General features: G+C 69.5%; 20 protein-coding genes and 1 pseudogene. 12 read left to right on the top strand and 9 right to left on the bottom strand.

The window, feature by feature from the left end; translation table 11 throughout:
- Positions 1-16: 16 nt before the first annotated feature.
- Genes hemQ through hemE form a run of 3 tightly spaced genes read right to left on the bottom strand, consistent with a single transcriptional unit; the run spans position 17 to position 3,194 of the window.
- Positions 17-709, bottom strand: coding sequence for a hydrogen peroxide-dependent heme synthase (hemQ, locus tag ACFWGZ_RS16010; protein ID WP_382452263.1), 693 nt, complete (start codon positions 707-709; stop codon positions 17-19).
- A 23-nt stretch (positions 710-732) separates the two neighbouring features.
- Positions 733-2,160 (bottom strand): protoporphyrinogen oxidase, encoded by a 1,428-nt coding sequence (hemG, locus tag ACFWGZ_RS16005; RefSeq protein WP_382452262.1) that lies wholly within the window; start codon positions 2,158-2,160, stop codon positions 733-735.
- Complete coding sequence (gene hemE, locus ACFWGZ_RS16000) at positions 2,160-3,194, bottom strand: uroporphyrinogen decarboxylase (RefSeq protein WP_382452261.1); 1,035 nt, start codon at positions 3,192-3,194, stop codon at positions 2,160-2,162. The genes hemG and hemE overlap by 1 nt, the downstream gene beginning before the upstream one ends.
- A 9-nt stretch (positions 3,195-3,203) precedes the next feature.
- Between hemE and ACFWGZ_RS15995 the strand changes: the two genes are divergently transcribed.
- The gene (locus tag ACFWGZ_RS15995; RefSeq protein WP_382452264.1) at positions 3,204-3,812 is read left to right on the top strand and encodes a DUF3000 domain-containing protein; all 609 of its coding nucleotides are present in this window, start codon (positions 3,204-3,206) and stop codon (positions 3,810-3,812) included.
- Between the two features lie 55 nt (positions 3,813-3,867).
- Here ACFWGZ_RS15995 and ACFWGZ_RS15990 read toward each other — a convergent pair whose 3' ends face one another.
- Positions 3,868-5,013 (bottom strand): dipeptidase, encoded by a 1,146-nt coding sequence (locus ACFWGZ_RS15990; RefSeq protein ID WP_382452260.1) that lies wholly within the window; start codon positions 5,011-5,013, stop codon positions 3,868-3,870.
- 318 nt (positions 5,014-5,331) lie between these two features.
- Here ACFWGZ_RS15990 and ACFWGZ_RS15985 point away from each other — a divergent pair, with 318 nt between their 5' ends.
- Both ACFWGZ_RS15985 and ACFWGZ_RS15980 read left to right on the top strand, forming a co-directional pair.
- Positions 5,332-5,985, top strand: a complete 654-nt coding sequence (locus ACFWGZ_RS15985; protein ID WP_181320591.1) for a response regulator transcription factor — start codon at positions 5,332-5,334, stop codon at positions 5,983-5,985.
- A 70-nt stretch (positions 5,986-6,055) separates the two neighbouring features.
- Positions 6,056-7,312, top strand: coding sequence for an HRDC domain-containing protein (locus ACFWGZ_RS15980; protein WP_382452259.1), 1,257 nt, complete (start codon positions 6,056-6,058; stop codon positions 7,310-7,312).
- A gap of 90 nt (positions 7,313-7,402) precedes the next feature.
- Here the strand turns inward: ACFWGZ_RS15980 and ACFWGZ_RS15975 are convergent, their stop codons facing one another.
- Positions 7,403-8,044: an O-methyltransferase gene (locus ACFWGZ_RS15975; protein WP_382452258.1), complete on the bottom strand. Its 642-nt coding sequence runs from the start codon at positions 8,042-8,044 to the stop codon at positions 7,403-7,405.
- 68 nt (positions 8,045-8,112) lie between these two features.
- On the opposite strand from ACFWGZ_RS15975, the gene ACFWGZ_RS15970 reads away from it, so the two are divergent.
- Both ACFWGZ_RS15970 and ACFWGZ_RS15965 read left to right on the top strand, forming a co-directional pair.
- A complete protein-coding gene (locus ACFWGZ_RS15970) occupies positions 8,113-8,700 on the top strand; it encodes a TetR/AcrR family transcriptional regulator (protein ID WP_382452257.1) in 588 nt (195 codons plus the stop codon).
- Positions 8,701-8,887: 187 nt separating this feature from the next.
- Positions 8,888-9,061, top strand: a pseudogene (locus ACFWGZ_RS15965) (GNAT family N-acetyltransferase); the annotation flags it as partial.
- Positions 9,062-9,183: 122 nt separating this feature from the next.
- Here the strand turns inward: ACFWGZ_RS15965 and ACFWGZ_RS15960 are convergent.
- Positions 9,184-9,819 carry a MerR family transcriptional regulator gene (locus ACFWGZ_RS15960; protein WP_382452256.1) on the bottom strand — a complete coding sequence of 212 codons (636 nt, stop codon included), beginning with the start codon at positions 9,817-9,819 and terminating at the stop codon, positions 9,184-9,186.
- 69 nt (positions 9,820-9,888) lie between these two features.
- On the opposite strand from ACFWGZ_RS15960, the gene ACFWGZ_RS15955 reads away from it, so the two are divergent.
- From ACFWGZ_RS15955 to ACFWGZ_RS15940, 4 genes are all read left to right on the top strand, one after another.
- Complete coding sequence (locus ACFWGZ_RS15955; RefSeq protein WP_382452255.1) at positions 9,889-10,779, top strand: hypothetical protein; 891 nt, start codon at positions 9,889-9,891, stop codon at positions 10,777-10,779.
- Entirely contained in the window at positions 10,776-11,225 is a 450-nt protein-coding gene (locus ACFWGZ_RS15950) for an ABA4-like family protein (protein WP_382452254.1), read from the top strand. Before ACFWGZ_RS15955 ends, ACFWGZ_RS15950 begins: the two co-directional genes overlap by 4 nt.
- Before the next feature lie 91 nt (positions 11,226-11,316).
- Complete coding sequence (locus ACFWGZ_RS15945) at positions 11,317-12,546, top strand: thiolase family protein (RefSeq protein ID WP_382452253.1); 1,230 nt, start codon at positions 11,317-11,319, stop codon at positions 12,544-12,546.
- Positions 12,543-14,651: a 3-hydroxyacyl-CoA dehydrogenase NAD-binding domain-containing protein gene (locus ACFWGZ_RS15940; RefSeq protein ID WP_382452252.1), complete on the top strand. Its 2,109-nt coding sequence runs from the start codon at positions 12,543-12,545 to the stop codon at positions 14,649-14,651. Before ACFWGZ_RS15945 ends, ACFWGZ_RS15940 begins: the two co-directional genes overlap by 4 nt.
- 43 nt (positions 14,652-14,694) lie before the next feature.
- Here ACFWGZ_RS15940 and ACFWGZ_RS15935 read toward each other — a convergent pair whose 3' ends face one another.
- From ACFWGZ_RS15935 to ACFWGZ_RS15925, 3 genes are all read right to left on the bottom strand, one after another.
- Entirely contained in the window at positions 14,695-15,012 is a 318-nt protein-coding gene (locus tag ACFWGZ_RS15935; RefSeq protein WP_382452251.1) for a hypothetical protein, read from the bottom strand.
- An 84-nt stretch (positions 15,013-15,096) separates the two neighbouring features.
- A complete protein-coding gene (locus ACFWGZ_RS15930) occupies positions 15,097-15,504 on the bottom strand; it encodes a type II toxin-antitoxin system VapC family toxin (protein ID WP_382452250.1) in 408 nt (135 codons plus the stop codon).
- On the bottom strand, positions 15,492-15,776 hold the full coding sequence (locus ACFWGZ_RS15925) for a type II toxin-antitoxin system Phd/YefM family antitoxin (RefSeq protein ID WP_382452249.1): 285 nt from the start codon (positions 15,774-15,776) through the stop codon (positions 15,492-15,494). The genes ACFWGZ_RS15930 and ACFWGZ_RS15925 overlap by 13 nt, the downstream gene beginning before the upstream one ends.
- A gap of 72 nt (positions 15,777-15,848) precedes the next feature.
- Here ACFWGZ_RS15925 and ACFWGZ_RS15920 point away from each other — a divergent pair, with 72 nt between their 5' ends.
- From ACFWGZ_RS15920 to ACFWGZ_RS15910, 3 genes are read left to right on the top strand one after another with little or no spacing between them, the layout of a single operon-like run.
- Positions 15,849-16,565: a DUF72 domain-containing protein gene (locus tag ACFWGZ_RS15920; protein WP_382452248.1), complete on the top strand. Its 717-nt coding sequence runs from the start codon at positions 15,849-15,851 to the stop codon at positions 16,563-16,565.
- 41 nt (positions 16,566-16,606) lie between these two features.
- On the top strand, positions 16,607-18,604 hold the full coding sequence (locus ACFWGZ_RS15915; protein ID WP_382452247.1) for an AAA family ATPase: 1,998 nt from the start codon (positions 16,607-16,609) through the stop codon (positions 18,602-18,604).
- Entirely contained in the window at positions 18,591-19,778 is a 1,188-nt protein-coding gene (locus tag ACFWGZ_RS15910; RefSeq protein WP_382452246.1) for an McrC family protein, read from the top strand. Before ACFWGZ_RS15915 ends, ACFWGZ_RS15910 begins: the two co-directional genes overlap by 14 nt.
- The last annotated feature ends 11 nt before the right edge of the window (positions 19,779-19,789 follow it).

The following is a 19,789-nucleotide window of genomic DNA, read 5'->3' as shown; positions in this document are numbered from 1 at the left end:
GCGGCGGCCCTCCCCGCTACGGCAGGTTGAGGACGAGCTCGGCCGCCGGGACGCGGGTGCCCGTGTAGAAGGGGATCTCCTCGCGCACGTGCAGCCGCGCCTCGGTGCCGCGCAGGTGGCGCATCAGGTCGACGATGCGGTGCAGCTCGTCCGCCTCGAACGCGAGCAGCCACTCGTAGTCGCCGAGCGCGAACGACGCGACGGTGTTCGCGCGCACGTCCGGGAAGTCGCGGGCCTCCTTGCCGTGGTCCGCCAGCATCTTGCGGCGGTCCTCCTCCGGCAGCAGGTACCACTCGTAGGACCGCACGAACGGGTAGACGCACACGTACTTGCGCGCTTCCTCGCCCGCGAGGAACGCGGGGATGTGGCTGCGGTTGAACTCCGCCGGGCGGTGCAGGGCGACCTGCGACCAGACCGGCGTGGAGACCTTGCCGAGCGGGGTGCGGCGGAAGCCCGTGTAGGCGGCCTGCACCTGCTCGATCTCCTCGGCGTGCCACCAGATCATGAAGTCGGCGTCGGCGCGCAGACCGGCCAGGTCGTAGACGCCGCGGACGACGACCCCCTTGCCCTCCAACGCGTCCAGGTACTCCTGGGTCTCGCTGGCGGCCGCCGACCGGTCCTCCGGCAGCTTGCCGGGTTCGACCCGGAACACCGACCACATCGTGTAGCGGATGGTGTCGTTGAGCTCGTTGTAGTTCAGGCGCGCCATGGTTCCATCTTGGCACGCGCTCCTCAGCGGCGAACGCGGCCCAGCAGGTGTGCTGCGACACGGGCGGCGGCCGCGTCGGCGGTGGCGATGCACGCGGGCACGCCCACGCCGTGCAGCGTGGCGCCGGCGACCGCGAGACCCGGCACCTCGTTGATGCCGCGTTCGATCGTGTCGACCAGGTCGACGTGGCCGACGCCGTACTGCGGCAGCCCGCCGCCCCAGCGCTGCACCACCGAGTCGATCGGCGCGACCTTCACGCCGGTCAGTTCGTGCAGGTCGTTGCGCACGGCCTTCACCAGGTCGGCGTCGCTGCGCTGCAGCAGCGCCGTCTCGCCGTGGCGGCCGACCGAGCCGCGCAGGATCACGGGCTCACCGAGGTGCGACCACTTGCGGCTGGAGAACGTGAACGCCTTGGCGGTGAACGGGGTGATGCGGTCGGCGTACCGCTCCCCCTCCGCGATCAGGACGCCGGAGCGGTCCGGCAGCTCGGTGCCCGGCGGCAGCGCGAGCGCGACGACGGCCATCGAGGCGACCTCGACCCGGCCGTACGCGGCGGAGACCTGCGGCGCGAGCTCGTGCAGCAGCTTGCGCGCGGACGGCGCCGGGACCGCGAGCACGACGCCGTCGCACTCCAGGTACTCCGGGGTGGCGGCGGAGCCGATCTCGAGGCGCCAGCCGCTGCCGAGCCACGACAGCACCCGCACCGGCAGACCCAGCCGGACCTCGGGCCGCGCGACCTCGGCGAGCCGGTCGACGAGCGACTGCACACCGGTGTCCAGCGACGCGAACACCGGCGGGCGCGGGGCGCGCGGCTGCGGTGGCGCGGGCATCATCATCGCGGCGGCCGCGAGCAGGGAGCCGACGCCCTTGTCGAGCAGCGTCGCGATCTGCGGCATGGTGGCGCGCAGGCCCAGGTCGTCCGCGCGGCCCGCGTAGACGCCGCCGAGCAGCGGGCCGACCAGGCGGTCGGCGACCTCGGGGCCGAACCTGTCCTTCATCAGCGCGCCGACGGCCACGTCGCCGCTGCCGAGCGCGACCGGGGGCAGCGTCGGTTCCATCTCGACCCGCAGCGCGCCCTCGGACGACAGCATGTGCCGCACGCTCTCGACGCTCGCCGGCACGCCCATGAACGTGTGCGCGGGCAGCTGGTGCGTCTGCCCGGCCGCGTGGATGGACGCCTTCGCGCCCGTGGGGTGCACGACGTGGTCGCGCAGGCCGATCTCGGCGATCAGCTCCTGCGCCTCGGGCTTGCGGTGCAGGAACGCCTCGGCGCCCACGTCGAACCGCACGCCGGCGAGCTCGGCCGTGCGCAGCTTCCCGCCGAGGCGGTCGGACTGCTCGACCACGGTGATCCGCGCGTCCGGCCCGAGCAGCACCCTGAGCCGGTGCGCTGCGGCGAGCCCGGAGACGCCTCCTCCGACGACCGCGACGTGCGGCGCTCTGGCGTGCATTACAAGCTGTGGATCAGTTCGACGGTCCGGGTGATGATCTCCGGATCGGTGTCGGGCAGCACGCCGTGGCCGAGGTTGAAGATGTGGCCGGCCGCGGCCTTGCCCTCGGCGTGGATGCGGCGCACCTCGCGTTCGACGGCGTCGAAGCCCGCGAAGAACAGCGCCGGGTCGAGGTTGCCCTGCACGACCGGCTTCGGCAGCTCGGGGTGCGCCTGCTCGAGCCGCGCCACCGCCACGTCGAGCGGCAGCCGCCAGTCGACGCCGACGACGTCCGCGCCGGCCTCGCGCATCGCGGGCAGCAGCTCGCCGGTGCCGACGCCGAAGTGGATGCGCGGGACGGTGGTGATCGTCTCCAGCACGCGCTTCGAGTGCGGCAGCACGAACTCGCGGTAGTCGCGCTCGGACAGCGCGCCCGCCCACGAGTCGAACAGCTGGACCGCCTGGACGCCCGCGGCGATCTGGGCGTGCAGGAACGCGGCCGTGACGTCGGCGATCCGCGCGAGCAGCGCGTGCCACAGCTCGGGGTTGCCGTGCATGAGCGCCTTGGTGCGCTCGTGGTTCTTGCTGGGCCCGCCCTCGACGAGGTAGGAGGCCAGGGTGAACGGCGCGCCGGCGAACCCGATCAGGGCGACCTCGGCCGGGAGTTCCTTGAGCAGCAACCCGATCGCGTCCTGCACGGGCTGGACCTGCTCGGCGTGCAGCTCGGGCAGCGCCTGGACGTCCGCGAGCGTGCGGACCGGGTGCGCGACCACGGGACCGGTGCCCGCGACGATGTCGAGGTCGACGCCGGCGGCCTTGAGCGGCACCACGATGTCGGAGAAGAGGATCGCACCGTCGACGCCGTGGCGCCGGACGGGCTGCATGGTGATCTCGCAGACCATCTCCGGGTCCATGCACGCGTCGAGCATGGCGGTGCCCCGGCGGAGAGCCCGGTACTCGGGAAGCGACCGTCCTGCCTGCCTCATGAACCAGACAGGGGTGTGCGACGGGGTGCCGCCACTTGCGGCCACGAGGAGGGGTGCTTGAGCGCTCATATCCTTTTCATGGTCCCACGTCCCGGCGTGCCGCCGTCACTCGGCCGGATTGCGAGGCATACAGTCGGTTGCGTGACCGAGCCGGAAATCTTCCGCCGGGCGGTGGGGACGCTCAAGTCGGTTCGCCACAGGCCCGAGATCGAACTCACCGAGGTCCGCCCACCGCAGCGGCTGGCCCCGTGGGCCTACGCGCTGACGGCTGAGGTCACCGGCCCGTCGGACGAGCTGTCGACGGGAAGGCTCGTGCTGCTGCACGACCCCGAGGGCGACGAGGCGTGGGGCGGCGTCCTGCGCGTCGTGGCGTACGTGCGCGTCGAGCTGGACCACGAGCTCGCGTCCGACCCGCTGCTGCCCGAGGTCGGGTGGTCGTGGCTGACCGAGGCGCTGGAGCAGTCGGGCGCGGGCTTCACCGCGCTGGGCGGCACCGTGACGCAGACGTCGTCGGCCCGGTTCGGCGACATCGCGGGACCGGCCCGCACCGACGACCTGGAGCTGCGCGCGTCGTGGACGGCGCTCGACGGGGAGCTCGCCGAGCACGGCACGGCGTTCTACGAGCTGATGGCCACGGCCGTGGGGCTGCCGCCGGTGGGCGTCACGATGTTCGGCCAGCGCTCCTGACGCGGGCGGGCGCGCGTCCCGGCCGACTCGCCGCCCAGGACGCGCGGACCGCGGATCAGGCGTCGGCTTCCCGCAGCACCCGCAGGACGTTCGCGCCCGCGAGCTTCGTGCAGTCGTCCTCCGACCAGCCCTTGTCGAGCAGCGCGCCGAACAGGTTCGGGTAGGTGGAGACGTCCTCGAGCCCCTCCGGCAGGGCTTGGACGCCGTCGTAGTCGCCGCCGATGCCCATGTGGTCGATGCCGACGACCTCGCGCGCGTGCTCGAGGTGCGCGACGACGTCGTCGAGGGTCGCGCCCGGCTTCGGGTTGTCCACGGCCCAGCGCTCGCCGAACGTCTTGCGCTCGTCCATGTCGGCGTGGCTCGCGCCGGCCGCCGTCATGGCGTCACGAAGGGCTGCGTCCCATCGAGCGACACGGGACGATACGAAGTCCGGAACGAATGTGATCATGGCCACACCGCCGTTGGCCTTCAGGCGGACCAGGACGTCGTCCGGGATGTTGCGCGGGTGGTCCGCGACGTGGCGGCACGACGAGTGGCTGAAGATCACCGGCTTGACGCTCGTGTCGAGCGCGGCGTGCATCGTGCTGGGTGCGACGTGGCTCAGGTCGACGAGCATGCCGATCCGGTTCATCTCGCGCACGACGCTGTGGCCGAACTCCGTCAGGCCGTCGTGTTCCGGCTGGTCAGTGGCGCTGTCGGCCCACGGCGTGTTGTCGTTGTGGGTCAGCGTCATGTACCGGACGCCCAGTCGGCGCAGCGCGCGCAGGACACCGAGTGAAGAGTTGATGGAATGTCCGCCCTCGGCTCCGATGAGGGACGCGACACGCCCGGATGAGAAAACTTTCTCGGCTTCGGCGGCGGTGGTCGCGAGACCGAGGTGGTCGGAGTACCGCTCTGCCAGCTCGTAGACCAGTTCGACCTGCTCCAGGACGGCGGTGACCGCTCCGTCCCCGGCCAGCCTCCCGGGGATCCAGACGGACCAGAACTGCATGCCCAGACCGCCCTCGCGCATCTTCACGACGTCGGTGTGCAGGCTGGGATGACGTTCGGTCAGATCGACTTTCGCGGCGGTCGCGTAGACGTCCTCGCCGGTGCCGTCGCCGAGCTCCCTCAGCGCCCACGGCAGGTCGTTGTGGCCGTCGACGAGGGGCACACGCTGCAGCAACGCCCGGGCTTTCTCGCGGCCTGCACTGCTCGGCACAACCAACTCCTAGATGTCGTTCTGAGAGGGACTCGCGTTACGCCCCCTATCTAGTTGTCATCCAATCGTGTGACAGATGAGCCCATCTGTCACAACTCAATAGGGATAGATACCCGATTGATCGTCCCGTAGACCCGCATGGGCGGCTACGCTGCCCCAGACGACACCACTTTCGGTCGATCAGTGGCGCGGCTGATTGGACGAAAGTCTCCGGTGCCGGTCGGGGGGCACGACCGACTCCAGGGAGGTAGTGACGTGGCTGCCGTCGGCTTAGGTCAGGCCGTTCGTACCACGCCAGCCGGCTCGTTGCCGGCGAACATGGTCCCGCACCCGCGGGAAGAGCTTTTTTCAGTGCTGGTGGTCGACGACCACCCACTGCTGAGGGAGGCGATATCAGCCCGGCTCACCCAGATGGGAGCCGGGACAGTGCATGAGGCCGCATCGGTGGCGGAGGCTCGGGCGCGGGCACTCGCAACCGGACCGTGCGACCTCGCGATCCTCGATCTGGGCCTGCCGGATGGCACCGGCATCGACCTGGTCACGGAACTCCGTGCCCAGGGCTGGCCCCGCATCGTGGTCCTCGCATCCTCCGACGACCCCTACGCGGTCAGGTCGGCCTTCCAGGCGGGCGCCCAGGCGTACCTCCTGAAGTCCGCCTCTCCGATGGTGGTCACCGACGGGGTGCGCCGGGTCCTCGACGGCGGCGTTTACGCAGATCCGAGCGTGGCACCAGTACTCGCAGCGGGTACTCGGGTGCCGGGCACGGACAACACGCCGCGGGAACTCTCCGCGCGTGAGGTCGAGGTGCTCCAGCTGGTCGCCGATGGCCAGAGCAACAAGGAGATCGGCGAGGCTCTGAGCCTGTCCGCGTTGACGGTGAAGTCTCACCTGTCGCGGATCGGCCGGAAGCTGGGCACCGGGGATCGCGCTCAGATGGTCGCGCTGGCCATGCGTGCCGGCGTGATCCGTTAGATACCGGTTTGAAGCACTGAACCGGCCGAGAACACCTGTGGGTGGTGCGATCGTCGTAGGGTCATCCGCTGTGGATGCACCCGCCGACGAGCCAACCGCACCAACCGGACCAGATCCGGTACCGCTGACGGAACCTGCTGATGGGGTCCCGCCCGTGGTCGCCGATCCTGCTGCGCTCCGGCGAGCCGCTGACGCGCTCGCCGGGGCGAAGGGCCCGGTCGCGGTGGACACCGAGCGAGCCTCGGGCTACCGCTACTCACAGCGTGCCTATCTGGTGCAACTGCGCCGGGAAGGCGCCGGCACGTGGTTGGTCGACCCGATCGCCCTGGGCGGACGGCTCGACCCGCTGGTGCAGGCCCTGGACGGCACCGAGTGGGTGTTGCACGCAGCGTCCCAGGACCTGCCGTGCCTCGCCGAACTCGGGCTGAGTCCCGGCGTGCTGTTCGACACCGAGCTGGCGGGCAGGCTGGCTGGGTTCGACCGTGTCGCCTTGGGCACGTTGGTGGAACGGCTACTCGGTTACAGGCTCGAGAAGGGGCATGGCGCGGCCGACTGGTCGCGCCGGCCCCTTCCTGCCGATTGGCTGACGTACGCCGCTCTCGACGTGGAGCTGCTCGTGCAGCTGCGCGACGTTCTCGAAGCCGAGCTGGAGCACCAGGGCAAGCTCGCCTGGGCGCTCGAGGAGTTCGAGGCGGTGCGGACGGCGCCGTTGCCGCGCCCCCGCACCGACCCCTGGAGGCGCACGTCGGGTATCCACCGCGTGCGCAACCAGCGGCAACTGGCCCTCGTGCGGTCGTTGTGGGAAGCCCGCGACACCGTGGCCCGCGAACGCGACATCGCCCCCGGCCGGGTCCTCCCGGACTCCGCGCTGATGGAGGCGGCCGCCCGCAACCCCGCTTCGGAAGCGGAACTGCTCGCCCTCCCGGTCTTCCGCGGCCGTTCCCAGCGCCGCATGTCCGGCGTGTGGATGAACGCCCTGCGCAGGGCCGCGAACCTCACCAAGGCCGAGCTCCCCGAACCCGCGGGCCAGCACGACGGCCCGCCCCCGCCCAACCGCTGGGCGGACAAGGACCCGGACGCCGCGGCCCGGCTGACGGCGGCCAGGGCGGCGCTCACCACCATCGCCGAGGCCAACACGCTGCCGGTCGAGAACCTGCTGCTGCCCGACCTGGTGCGCCGCACCTGCTGGCAGCCGCCCGCCGACCTCTCCCCCGAGTCCGTGGCCGCCGCGCTGCGCGAGGGCGGGGCCCGCTCGTGGCAGATCGAGCTGACTCTCGAAGCGCTCGCCAAGGCATTGGCGGCGACGGCGTCACCGCCCACCGACTGATATCCGATATATCGCTCTCGAACCGCGCGTGGACGACGAAGTCGTCGGCGCGCGGTTTGTCGAGAAAACCGATATCCGATATATCAGTGGTCAGGCCCGGCAGCTGATCTCCATGCCGTCCTCGACGGGGAATGCAACGCTGACGTACCCGTTTGCCAGGTCGCGCACGTAGGCGAGGTATTCGGCCATCGATTCCTGGTCGATGTCGTCGGCGACGACGAGCGCGCCGGGCGCGAGCCGGGGTTCGAGGTCGCGCAGCACCGGCAGGCAGAGCTCCTTCCAGCCGTCGAGCAGGACCAGCCCGATCGGCCCCCTCAGGTCCGCCAGCGTGCGGCGGGCGTCGCCGGGCAGGACGGTCGCGACGTCGCCCAGTCCGGCCTCGTCGAGGTTGCGCCGCGCCGCGGCGACCTTCTCCGCCGACATCTCGGTGCCGTAGACGTGCCCGCGGCCGTTGTCGGCGACGGCGGCCGCCAGGTAGAGCGTCGAGATGCCGAACGACGTGCCGAACTCGACGACGGTCTCCGGGCGGCTGGACCGCACCAGCCCGTAGAGGAGGTCGCCGCCACGTGCGGAGATCGGCATGTAGACGCTCGCCAGCGCGTCGGCGCGGTCCTGCGGACCGACGGCGCGCAGGTCGTCCCACGGCGCTTCGAAGGTGTCGTCGGCCTCGGCCGCGCTGAAGAGCCGGTCGAGGACCGAGCGGACCCGCGGTGCGCGCAAGGTGATCGTCATGGCGGCTAGATTAGACGCAACGTTGCGTCTAATCTAGCCCTGGTTAAGGTGTCCGCCGGGAGGTGGCGATGAGCACCGCACATCGCGGGAACCGGCACGGGCGCAGCGAAGAGGCACGGCAGGCGGTGCTGGAGGCCGCCGACGACCTGCTGACCGAACGCGGGTTCGCGGGCGTCACGATCGAGGGCATCGCCGCGCGCGCGGGCGTCGCGAAGCAGACGATCTACCGCTGGTGGCCGTCCAAGGTCGACGTGCTGCTGGAGGCGTTCACCGAGGACATGGCCCAGCACCTGACGCCGGACGACCACGGCGACCTCGGCACCGACCTGCGCACCCACCTCGCACGGCTCGCGGAGTTCCTCACCGGGTCCGATCCCGGCGCGGTGTTCCGGGCGCTCGCCGGCCAGGCCCAGCACGACCCGCAGCTCGCGACGAGGCTCCGCGAGGAGCACCTGGGCCACCAGCGCGTCCGCGACCTGCTCCCCCTGCGGCGCGCGGTCGAGCGCGGCGAACTCCCCGGCGACCTCGACCTCGACACCGCGCTGGACCAGCTCGTCGGACCGGTCTACTACCGGGTCCTGGTCACCGGCACGCCGGTGCCGCGCGAGTTCACCGACGACCTCGTCGCGGCGTTCCTGCACCGCCACCAGCGATGATCGCCACCGCCCGCCTGGACGCCGTCCCGCTGCGGCCCGGGCACGCGGCGGAGATGGCCTAGGTCCTGTTCGACCCGGCGCCGCACGCGTTCACCGGCGGCGCCCCGCTCTCCCCGCAGGGCCTGCGCGCCCGCCGCGAACGGCTGGCAGCGGGCTCCCCGACCCCGCGCAGCGTTGGCTGAACCGGGTGGTCCGCCTCCGCGAGGAGGACCACCTCGTCGGCACCGTCCAGGCGACGATCACCGGCGGCACGGCCGAGATCGCGTGGGTCGTCGGCACGCCGTGGCAGGGGCGCGGCATCGCGAGCGAGGCCGCCCGGGGTCTCGTCGGCCGGCTCGGCACCCAGCCGGTGCGCGCGATCGTCGCGCCCGTCCACCCCGAGCACCGCGTGTCCGCCGCGGTCGCCGTCTCCGCCGGCCTCACCGCCACCGGTGAACTGCACGACGGCGGCCCTGACGGCCGCCCGGCGCGGACACCCGGACCTCAGGCAGTCCCCTCTCCGATTGCGTCGCGCGACGCCTGCGCGTGCGCGAGTCGCCGCACGGCCTTGAGCACGGCGTCGCCGATCAGCGTGCCGACGACCATCGCCTCGATGACGTCGTCGCGCGCGCCGCGGTGGGCGATGTAGTCGAGGTCGGCCTTCGCGATGATCCGCATGCCCTCCAGGTACGGGTCGAGGACCTCCTGGAAGTGGTGGTGGCCTACCGACCGGGCCGCCGACAGCGCGGCGGCCAGCATCTGGGTCACGCTGCTGCTGCCGACGTCGAAGCCCTCGGGCGCGCCGTTGCGGTCGCAGAACGCCTGGACGTCCTTCACCGCGAGCGGGTCGAGCTCGACCTGTCCCGGCTGGCTGATGGCCTCCTGCACGGCGCCGAGCTTGGTGTGCATCGACTCGTCGCGGGTGTCGACGGCGGCGAGGACCTCGCGCACGGTCGCGATGGACAGGCCGCCGACGTCGACCAACGCGCGCACGAGCCGCAGCCTGCGCAGGTGCTCGTCGTCGTAGTGGGCCTGGTTCGGGCTGGTCAGCACGCCGGCGGGCAGCAGTCCCTCGCGCAGGTAGTACTTGATCGTCGGCACCGGGACGCCGCTTCTCTTCGAAAGCTCGCCAACACGCATATGGATAGTGTACCTTCCCGTTTGTCGATAGCGGAGAGTGCCGCTATCCATTCAACCGAGGGGGCTCGGATGTTGAGGACCGTGCAGAACTGGCACCGGCCACTGGTCGTCTTCGGCTCGTTGATGGTGCTGCTGATCCCGGTCGCGCTGGTGGGACTGCTCCTCGACGACCGGACGGTGGTCAACTCGCCGATCTGGCTCAAGCCGCTGAAGTTCGCCGTGTCGCTCGCGCTGTACTCGTTCACGCTGGCGTACCTGCTCACGTTCCTGAAGAGGTTCCAGCGCGCCGGCTGGTGGGCGGGCACCGTGCTCGCGGCGGCCGGCGCGGCGGAGATGGTCGTGATCGTCGGCCAGGTGATCCGCGGCCGGCGCAGCCACTTCAACTTCGAGACGCCGCTCGACACCGCGCTGTTCTCGATCATGGGCTCGACCATCGTGGTGCTGTGGATCACCCACGCGGTCGTCGCGATCCTGTTGTGGCGCACGGACTTCGCGAACAAGGCGCTCGCCTGGTCGATCCGCCTCGGGCTCGTGATCTCGTTCCTCGGGCTCGGCGTCGGCTTCCTGATGACGAGCCCCAAGCCCGGCCAGGCCCTCGACGGCGACACCCTCGGCTCGCACACCGTCGGCGCACCCGACGGCGGCGCGTACATGGCGCTCACCGGGTGGAGCACCGAGCACGGCGACCTGCGCGTCGGCCACTTCGTCGGCATGCACGCCCTGCAGGTGCTGCCGGTGCTCATCGCGCTGCTCGGCGACCGCGCCACCGTGCGGCTCGCGTGGGTCACCAGCGCCTCGTTCCTGGGGATCTTCCTGCTCGTGACCTGGCAGGCGCTGCGCGGCCAGTCCCTCGTCCAGCCCGACGGCACGACCCTGCTCGCCCTGACCGGAATCATCGTCGCGACCGCACTCGGACTCGTGTGGGCGCGCGCACCGAAGAAGGAGCTCGTCCCCGCATGACCGCCACCCTGTTCGACCTGACGTTCCTGGTCGCCGCGCCGTTCTGGGCGCTGATGATCCTCCTGCCCACGTGGTCGTGGACGAAGCGGATCGCCGAGTCGTACCTGATCGTGCTGCCTCCGGCGTTGATCTACGTCGTGCTGCTGGTCCCCGAGTTCACGACGGTGCTGCCGCTCGTCACCCGGCCGGAGATCGGTCCGCTGGCCGAGTACCTGGCCACCGACTCGGGCACCGCGCTGGTGTGGGCGCACATGCTCGCGTGGGACCTGTTCGTCGGGCGCTGGATCTACCTCGAGGGGCGCCGCCTCGGCATCCACCCGCTGGTGGTGGCACCCGTTCTGGTGATCACGATCCTGCTGGCCCCGGTCGCGTTGCCGGTCTTCCTCGTCATCCGCAAGCTGTGTGACACAACGAACAGGGGCGCCACTGTGGTTACCGGCCAGTAACTAGGGCTAGAGTTGGCGTTACCGACCGGTAGGGAACCTCGCGCAGCCCCTCCGGAGTGGACAGAGTTGTCACCACAAGTGAGGAGACGCCGTGGCCGCACCAGCAGCGCCGGCACGCGTTCGGAACGTGGTCTTCGTCGACGGCGTCCGCACGCCGTTCGGCAAGGCCGGCCCGAAGGGCATTTTCGCCGAGACCCGTGCCGACGACCTCGTCGTCAAGGTCATCCGTGAGCTGCTGCGCAGGCACCCCGAGCTGCCGCCGGAGCGCGTCGACGAGGTCGCCATCGCCGCGACCACGCAGACCGGTGACCAGGGCCTGACGATCGGCCGGACCGCGGCGCTGCTCGCGGGCCTGCCGAAGTCGGTGCCCGGCTACGCCATCGACCGCATGTGCGCGGGCGCGATGACCGCCGTCACCACGGCGGCGAGCGGCATCGCGTTCGGCGCCTACGACGTCGTGATCGCCGGCGGTGTCGAGCACATGGGCCGCCACCCGATGGGCGAGGGCGTCGACCCGAACCCGCGCTTCCTGTCGGACAAGATCGTCGACCCGAGCGCGCTGGTCATGGGCCAGACCGCGGAGAACCTGCACGACCGGTTCCCGGAGATCACCAAGGACCGCGCGGACGCCTACGCCGCCGCCTCGCAGGCCAAGTACGCGGCCGCGCTGGCCGCGGGCAAGATCGGCCCCGAGCTGGTGCCGGTCGCGACCCGTTCCGCGGAGAACGGCTGGGGCCTCGCGACGGCCGACGAGCCGCCGCGTCCGGGCACCACGGTCGAGGACCTGGGCAAGCTCAAGACGCCGTTCCGCCCGCACGGCCGGGTCACCGCGGGCAACGCGGCCGGCCTGAACGACGGCGCGACCGGCGCGATCCTCGCCGAGGAGGAGACCGCGCGCGAGCTCGGCCTGCCGGTCGGCATGCGCCTCGTGGGTTACGCGTTCCAGGGCGTCGACCCGTCGGTCATGGGTGTCGGCCCGGTGCCCGCCACCGAGCGCGCGCTGTCCCGCGCGGGTCTGTCCATCGAGGACATCGGCCTGTTCGAGATCAACGAGGCGTTCGCCGTGCAGGTGCTGGCGTTCCTCGACCACTTCAAGATCGCCGACGACGACCCGCGCGTGAACCAGTGGGGCGGCGCGATCGCGACCGGTCACCCGCTGGCCTCCAGCGGCGTGCGGCTGATGACGCAGCTGTCGCGTCAGTTCGCCGAACGTCCGGACGTCCGTTACGGCCTCACCACCATGTGCATCGGCATCGGCATGGGTGGAACGGTCATCTGGGAGAACCCCCACTTTGATTCGACGCAGCGGAGTGGCAAGTGACCATCACTTCTGAGGAAGCAAAGGCGATCTTCCCCGACGAGGTCGTCACCCACGCCAAGACGCGTCTGATCACCGTGCCCGGGCTCGACAAGCCGGTCGCGTTCATCACGATCGACAACGGCCTGGACCACACCCGTCCGTCGACGTTCGGCCCGCAGTCGCTGGTGTCGCTCGGTGCGGCGTTCGACGAGGCCTACGCGGCCTCCCCCGCCGCCATCGCCGTCACCGGCAAGCCGTTCATCTTCGCGGTCGGCGCGGACCTGACGGCCGTCGAGCAGGCGACCGACCGCTCGCAGGGCGTGACGATCGGCAAGCTCGGCCACGACGTCTTCCGGAAGTTCACCGACTCGGACGTCCCGACCTTCGCGTTCGTCAACGGCGCGGTCATGGGCGGCGGCCTCGAGCTCGCGCTGTCGTGCCACTACCGCACGCTCGCGTCGAACGCGGCCGCGATCGCGCTGCCCGAGGTCTTCCTGGGCCTGTTCCCGGGCTGGGGCGGCACGCAGCTGCTGCCGAACCTGATCGGCGCGAACGACGCCGTGACGGTGATCTTCGAGAACGCGTTGAACCAGAACAAGATGCTCAAGCCGGCCGACGCGCTGAAGCTGGGCATCGCGGACGTGCTGTTCGACTCCGCCGACTACCTGGAGCAGTCGCTGCTGTGGCTGTCCGGCGTCGTGCGCGGCGAGATCTCCGTGCCGCGCAAGGAGATCGACCGCGGTGACGCGTGGGACGCCGCCGTCGCGCGGGCCAAGGGCATCGTGCACGGCAAGACCAAGGGCGCGGCGCCGGGTGCGCTCAAGGCCCTGGAGCTGCTGGAGCTGGCGCGCGAGAACGACCTCGACAAGGGCTACGCCGCCGAGACCGAGGGCCTCGCGGACCTCGTCATGAGCGACGAGCTGCGCGCGGGCCTGTACTCGTTCAACCTGGTGCAGAAGCGGGCGAAGCGCCCGGCCGGCGCGCCGGACAAGTCGCTGGCGCGCAAGGTCACCAAGGTCGGCGTGGTCGGCGCGGGCCTGATGGCCTCGCAGATGGCGCTGCTGTTCCTGCGCCGCCTGCACGTGCCGGTCGTGCTGACCGACATCGACCAGGCGCGTGTCGACAAGGGCGTGGGCTACGTGCACGCCGAGGTCGACAAGCTCGCCGGCAAGGGCCGCATCTCGCCGGACGAGGCGAACCGCCTGAAGGCGCTCGTGTCCGGCTCGCTCGACAAGGCCGCGTTCGCCGACGCCGACTTCGTGATCGAGGCCGTGTTCGAGGACCTCGCCGTGAAGCAGCAGGTGTTCGCCGAGGTCGAGGAGCACGTCTCCCCCGAGGCGGTCCTCGCCACGAACACGTCGTCGCTGTCCATCACGGACATGGCGTCGAAGCTCAAGCACCCCGAGCGCGTCGTGGGCTTCCACTTCTTCAACCCGGTCGCGGTCATGCCGCTGCTGGAGATCGTGCGCGCCGAGCAGACCGACGACGCCACGCTCGCCACGGCGTTCTCGATCGGCAAGCAGCTCAAGAAGTCCTCGGTGCTCGTGAAGGACGCGCCCGCGTTCGTCGTGAACCGCCTGCTGACCCGCTTCATGGGCGAGGTCATCAAGTCGGTCGACGAGGGCACGTCGTTCGAGGTCGCCGACAGGGCCACCGAGCCGCTCGGCCTGCCGATGTCGCCGATGATCCTGCTGCAGCTGGTCGGTTCCGCCGTCGCGCTGCACGTGTCGGAGACGATGCACGGCGCGTTCCCCGACCGCTTCTCGGTGTCGGAGAACATGAAGAAGTTCGTCGCCGCGGGCAAGGGCGCCGTCTGGCAGTGGGACTCGTCCGGCAACCAGACCGTCGACCCCGAGGTGCTGGCGCTGTGGGAGTTCGGCTCCACGCCGCTGACCGGTGACGAGGTGAAGAACCGCGCGCTGGAGGCGCTGGCCGAGGAGATCCGGATCATGCTCGACGAGGGCGTGGTCGCGGAGGCGCAGGACATCGACCTGTGCATGATCCTGGGCGCCGGGTGGCCGTTCTGGCTGGGCGGCATCACGCCGTACCTCGACCGGACCGGCATCTCGGAGAAGGTCACGGGCAAGCGGTTCCTGGCCCCCGGCGTGGCGTCCGTGCCCGCCTAGTGCCTGCTTTCGAAGCCCCGGCTCTCTCGACGGAGCCGGGGCTTCACCCGTTCTCGGACAGGTACTGCTCCGCGGTGCCGTCCCGGCGGATGAAGTAGGCCTCGATCTTCGTCGCCCGCAGCGTGACCTCGGAGCCGGCCACGAGGTCGCGGTAGCGCAGCAGGTCCGGCAGGCCGAGCGCGACGACGTCGAACGGGTGCTTCTGGCGCAGCATCAACGACCTGCGCAACGCCTCGCTGAACGCCCAGCGGGGCGCCTCGTCGTCCTGGGGAACCTCGACCAGCGCGCCTTCGAGCTCACGTTCGAGAGCGGCTCGCACGTGGTCCGCCGTGCCCCACGTAGCGATGTCCGTGACAGTCATACGTCCCGTATCGGCGGGAATGGCGGGATCATTAGCCGTTTCGGCGCCCCGATCCGGTCTGTTTCGCCGGAACCGGTACCGGACTCAGGCCTGACGGATCGGCACGACCTCCACGAGCCGGCCGAGGTCCCGGAAATCCTTGACGTTCATCGTCAGCACGGGGATGCGGGCGACCGCCGCCGTGGCCGCGATCTGCAGGTCCATCCGCCGCGGCCGGGGTGAACGGCCCGCACGGCGCACGAGCGAGGCCATCTGCCCGTAGACCTTGGCCTCCTCCAGCCCGAACGGCAGCACCTCGAACGTCTGCTGCGCCGCGTAGAACCGCTCGGTGCGCGCCGCCCGTTCGACCGGGTCGTCGACGTCGATCCCGAACGCGAGCTCCGCGATCGTGACGGCGCTCAGGAACGGCCGGGCGTGCACGTAGCCGCCCAGGTCCGCCCGCTCGAGCCTGATCAGCACACAGGTGTCGAGCAGGCAGCTCAGCTCGGCCACGGGCCGTCCAGCGGGTCGTCCGCACCGAAGAGCTCGTCGGCGGCCGCGCGGTCGGCGTCCCACCGGTCGGCGTCGATCGGCGGCAGCGCACCGAAGAGCGCCTGCACGTCGCCGAGCGAGGGCCTGGTCACGGCCTCGGCGTGGTACGGCGAGAGCTGCGCGACCGGCTTGTTGTTGCGGGTGACGACAAAGCTCTCACCCGCCTCGACACGGCGCATGATCTCCGCGTTGTCGTTGCGGAGCTCGCGCTGCCCGATGGCCTTGAGCTTCATGCCACCACTGTAGCTCAATCGCCGAAAAGGTGCTACGGAGTAGCTACAGCGGCGCCCGGCTATCCCAGCGGCATGATCAGAATCGGCACCTCGGGCTGGCGCTACCCGGAGTGGCGCGACGGCTTCTACCGCGGCGTCCCGCAGCGGCTCTGGCTCAGCCACCTGGCCTCGCACGTCGGCACGATCGAGATCAACAGCTCGTTCTACCGCCTCCAGCCACCCGCCTACTACCGCAAGTGGGTCACCGAGACACCGGACGACTTCGTCTTCGCCGTCAAGGGCCCGAAGCTGATCACGCACGACAAACGCTTGCGCCACACCGAGGACGCGCTCACGGCGTTCACCGAGTCGCTCGCCCTCGGCCCCAAGCAGGGTCCCGTCATCTGGCAACTGCCCCCGAGCACGCGCTTCGACGCGCCCCTCCTCGGCGACTTCCTGGCCCTGCTCCCGCCGGGCCGGCACGCCCTCGAACCACGCCACGAGTCGTTCCGCACCGACACCTACTTCGACCTGCTGCACGAGCACAACGTCGCCCACGTCGTGAGCGACGCGCCGACGTTCCCGTGCATCGAGGCCGTCACCGCCGACTTCGCCTACGTCCGGCTGCACGGGCACGAGGAGCTGTACATCAGCTCGTACGGCGACAAGCAACTCGGCGAGTGGGCGCGGAAGGTTCGCGAGTGGGACCGCGACACGTACGTCTACTTCGACAACACCATGCACGGCGCCGCACCGCGCAACGCGCTCGACCTGATGGATCGACTGATTCCCTCAACATTTCGTCCCTAAAGGTCGATGATGCCTCCAGGTAGCCGTCGTGAGGAGCATCCGTGTCCGGTGAAGTGGATCTTCAGCAAGCCGTGGAGGAGTTCGGAAAGCCGGACATGGATCACCGACTGGGGCTGATCGAGGGTGAACGGGCCGCCGTCCTCGCCCAGTACCCGTTGACGGACTGGCCCCATCTCCGCGTGGACCTGTACGCGCTCGGCACCGGCGGCGAGTCGTTCTGCCGCCTGATGGAGTTCCAGACGCCCTACCTCGGCAGCATCAAAGGCGGCAGTTCGGCGAAACACATCATCTACCGCCGCCGCTCGGACAGGTCGTGGTACCGAGCGGGCTCGCTCGCGGAATTCCCGATCGACGAGGCCTGGTCCAGACTGCGCGATCAGTTCGTGCGCGCCTTCGAGGCGGTTCGCACAGGGGAGTTCGACACGCTCGACCAGCTCACCTTCCTCAGACACGGGCAGGCCCTGACCACCAAGGCCATCTCGGTCTACTTCCCCGAGGCGCTGCTGCCGATCTTCTCGGCCGCACATCTGCGGCACTACATCCGCATCTTCGGCGACGAGCCAGTGCACAACGGTCTGTCCTGGCAGCTGGGCTTTCAGTTGAAGGGCCTCGTGACACAGCACCCGGTGTTGTCGAAGTGGACCTTCGACGAAGTCGCCTGGTTCCTGTACCAAGCCTTCGACCCTCGCGGCGCGACGGAGTCGATCGTGAAAATAGCCCCCGGCCGTGGCGGCGAGTTCTGGAAGGAATGCGTTCAGGAAGGGGTCATGCGAGTCGGCTGGGACGCGATCGACGACGATCTCGGCAACTACGCCGGCCCTGATGACCTCAGCGATGCTCTGGCCGGCGCGTACCCGGAGAAGTCCGGGCGTTGGCACAAGACCACAGCGACCAAACTGCTGCGCTACTTTCGCGACCTGCCGGCTGGGTCACGGGTGGTCGCGAACGAGGGCAAGTCCAAGGTCCTCGCCGTCGGCACCGTCACCGATGACGGGTACAGGTTCGACTCCTCGAAGAGCACGTACAGGCACACGCTGAGCGTCAACTGGGACACCTCCTACGAGCAGGAGTTCGACGAGCCGGTCAACTCCTGGGTGAGCACCTTCGCCCCCGTGAAGCCCGCGCTGTGGCAGAAGATCCAGGCCAAGAAGCTTCCGGTGGGCCAGGCCCAGCAGGAACTGGATCCTGAGATCAAGAAGGTCATCGAGGGCCTGCACCGCAAGAAGCAGGTGGTGCTCTACGGCCCGCCAGGTACCGGCAAAACCCGCCTGGCCCGACTCGCAGCCGTCGCGTTCGCCGAAAACCGCGTTGTCGACACGACCTTCCACCCCTCTTACGGGTACGAGGACTTCGTCGAGGGTTACAAGCCACAAGACGGAGGAAGCGGCCTGACGCTCAAGCTCACCGATGGCATCTTCCTCGACGTGTGCGAGAAGGCCCGCAAAGATCCGGGCCGCAACTACGTCCTGGTGATCGACGAGATCAACCGGGCCGACCTCGCTCGCGTGCTCGGTGAGTTGATCACCTATCTCGAGCGGGACAAGAGGGGCCGTTCTTTCGTACTGCCGACCAGTCGCAAGGTCTTCAACGTTCCTCCCAACGTCTACATCATCGGGACGATGAACACCGCGGATCGCAGCGTCGCTCACCTCGACGCCGCGATCCGCAGGCGGTTCGAGTTCCAGGGGGTCAACACGGACTACGAGGTCGTGGCAGGTGAAATCGGGCCGTTGGACCTGAGGACGCTCTTGGAAGCGTTGAACTCCCGAGTTCGTACGCACCTGAGTCCCGACTTCCAGATCGGTCACTCCTACTTCCTGCTCAACGACAAGCCCCTCGACAACGAGACAGACGTGCACGCGGTGTTCTTCCACGAGGTGGTGCCTCTCCTGGAAGACAGCACCATCAACGACCAACAGCTTCTGGGCGCCATATTGGGCAAGGCACTGAACGTCCCGCCCGACATGTCACCGGAAGAACTGGTCACGCTGTTGTCCGAGGAGTTCCAGGCCGAAGCGGGCACTGATGTTGCTGGTTGACGTGCGGGAGCACAGCACGCAGTTGTTGCGGTTCGACCTCACAGAGGCAGACCTGAGCCTTCTGACCGACCAAACGCTGGGCAAGTACTTCCGGTTGCAGCGCGGAACCGAGGGTTGGGCACTGACAACCCGAGGTGTCACCGGGTCGCTGCGGTTGGACAACGCAGTACTCCAAGTGCGACCGAAGGTCGACGTGCGTGGCGACATGCTGCTGCACTGGCTGCATTACGCGACGAACCAGTCACATCCAACCCATTCCCGCACATCGTCCTGGGACACGGACGGGTCGCACTTCGGTGACATGGTCGTAGAGGCGTTGATCAACGAGTGCCGGTTGCTCCTTGCTGCCCAACTGCGCAAGGACTACCAGAGGCGGGAGGCGGTGGACGGGGTAATGCGGGGCAGCCTGGACGTGGCGAAGCAGGCGACTCTACGCTTCGGCATGATCGACAAGTTGCACGTGCGCACGTTCGACCGGTCGACAGACATCTGCGAGAACCGCATCTGCGGGGCAGCCCTGCGATACGCGGCGCGCACCACCCTTCGTGAAGACCTCCGCACCAAAGCCAACCAGTTGGCCGCGAGATTTCCCACCTGCTCGGTCGAAACAGCCCGTCAAACGTTGGCTCGCGTCCGGCACAACCGGCTGAACCTGCGTTATCGCCAGGCGCACTCGTGGGCGAGCGTCGTTCTGCGCTCCGGTGGTGTGTCCGATCTCTTCCTCCCCCGCCACCTCGTCGGCGAATCCCATCTGTTGATCATGCACGTCCTCTGGGAGCGCTTGGTGCACAAGATGGTCGGCAACGCTGCGGTGATTCGACCGATCCACGTCAGCAGACCGGGCAAGGATCTGGCCTTGTTCAAACCGGATGCGGTGGCACGGGCAAACGGCGGTGAGCTCGCGGTCGACGCGAAGTACAAGGACTACGACACCGGCAAGGTGAGTCGCGAAGACATTCATCAGCTTCTCACCTATGCCAGCGCCTACACGTCACCAGACGCGGATCTGCTTCGTGCGGCGATCGTGCACCCATCGACCTCACCCACCGCACGCCGGGAGATCAGGGTGGACTTCGGAGGCCGACGGCTCGCGGTCATCGACTTGATCGGTGTGGACGTGGCCGTCCGCCCCGAGGACAACGAGGACGTTCTCAGAAAGCTCCTGCACCGCTAACCTGTTCAGAT

This window comes from Lentzea sp. NPDC060358 (genome assembly GCF_042725365.1).
Taxonomy (GTDB): domain Bacteria; phylum Actinomycetota; class Actinomycetes; order Mycobacteriales; family Pseudonocardiaceae; genus Lentzea.
The sequence above is the reverse complement of the archived record's forward strand: the minus strand, read 5'-3'. Positions and strand labels throughout refer to the sequence as shown.

What these genes read in the sequence shown, in the direction of transcription:
- hemQ (WP_382452263.1), bottom strand. Translation starts at nt 709, where the DNA reads ATGGCGCGCCTGAACTACAACGAGCTCAACGACACCATCCGCTACACG.
- hemG (WP_382452262.1), bottom strand. Translation starts at nt 2,160, where the DNA reads ATGCACGCCAGAGCGCCGCACGTCGCGGTCGTCGGAGGAGGCGTCTCC.
- hemE (WP_382452261.1), bottom strand. Translation starts at nt 3,194, where the DNA reads ATGAGCGCTCAAGCACCCCTCCTCGTGGCCGCAAGTGGCGGCACCCCG.
- ACFWGZ_RS15995 (WP_382452264.1), top strand. Translation starts at nt 3,204, where the DNA reads ATGGTCCCACGTCCCGGCGTGCCGCCGTCACTCGGCCGGATTGCGAGG.
- ACFWGZ_RS15985 (WP_181320591.1), top strand. Translation starts at nt 5,332, where the DNA reads ATGGTCCCGCACCCGCGGGAAGAGCTTTTTTCAGTGCTGGTGGTCGAC.
- ACFWGZ_RS15975 (WP_382452258.1), bottom strand. Translation starts at nt 8,044, where the DNA reads ATGACGATCACCTTGCGCGCACCGCGGGTCCGCTCGGTCCTCGACCGG.
- ACFWGZ_RS15970 (WP_382452257.1), top strand. Translation starts at nt 8,113, where the DNA reads ATGAGCACCGCACATCGCGGGAACCGGCACGGGCGCAGCGAAGAGGCA.
- ACFWGZ_RS15960 (WP_382452256.1), bottom strand. Translation starts at nt 9,819, where the DNA reads ATGCGTGTTGGCGAGCTTTCGAAGAGAAGCGGCGTCCCGGTGCCGACG.
- ACFWGZ_RS15955 (WP_382452255.1), top strand. Translation starts at nt 9,889, where the DNA reads ATGTTGAGGACCGTGCAGAACTGGCACCGGCCACTGGTCGTCTTCGGC.
- ACFWGZ_RS15950 (WP_382452254.1), top strand. Translation starts at nt 10,776, where the DNA reads ATGACCGCCACCCTGTTCGACCTGACGTTCCTGGTCGCCGCGCCGTTC.
- ACFWGZ_RS15935 (WP_382452251.1), bottom strand. Translation starts at nt 15,012, where the DNA reads ATGACTGTCACGGACATCGCTACGTGGGGCACGGCGGACCACGTGCGA.
- ACFWGZ_RS15925 (WP_382452249.1), bottom strand. Translation starts at nt 15,776, where the DNA reads ATGAAGCTCAAGGCCATCGGGCAGCGCGAGCTCCGCAACGACAACGCG.
- ACFWGZ_RS15920 (WP_382452248.1), top strand. Translation starts at nt 15,849, where the DNA reads ATGATCAGAATCGGCACCTCGGGCTGGCGCTACCCGGAGTGGCGCGAC.
- ACFWGZ_RS15910 (WP_382452246.1), top strand. Translation starts at nt 18,591, where the DNA reads ATGTTGCTGGTTGACGTGCGGGAGCACAGCACGCAGTTGTTGCGGTTC.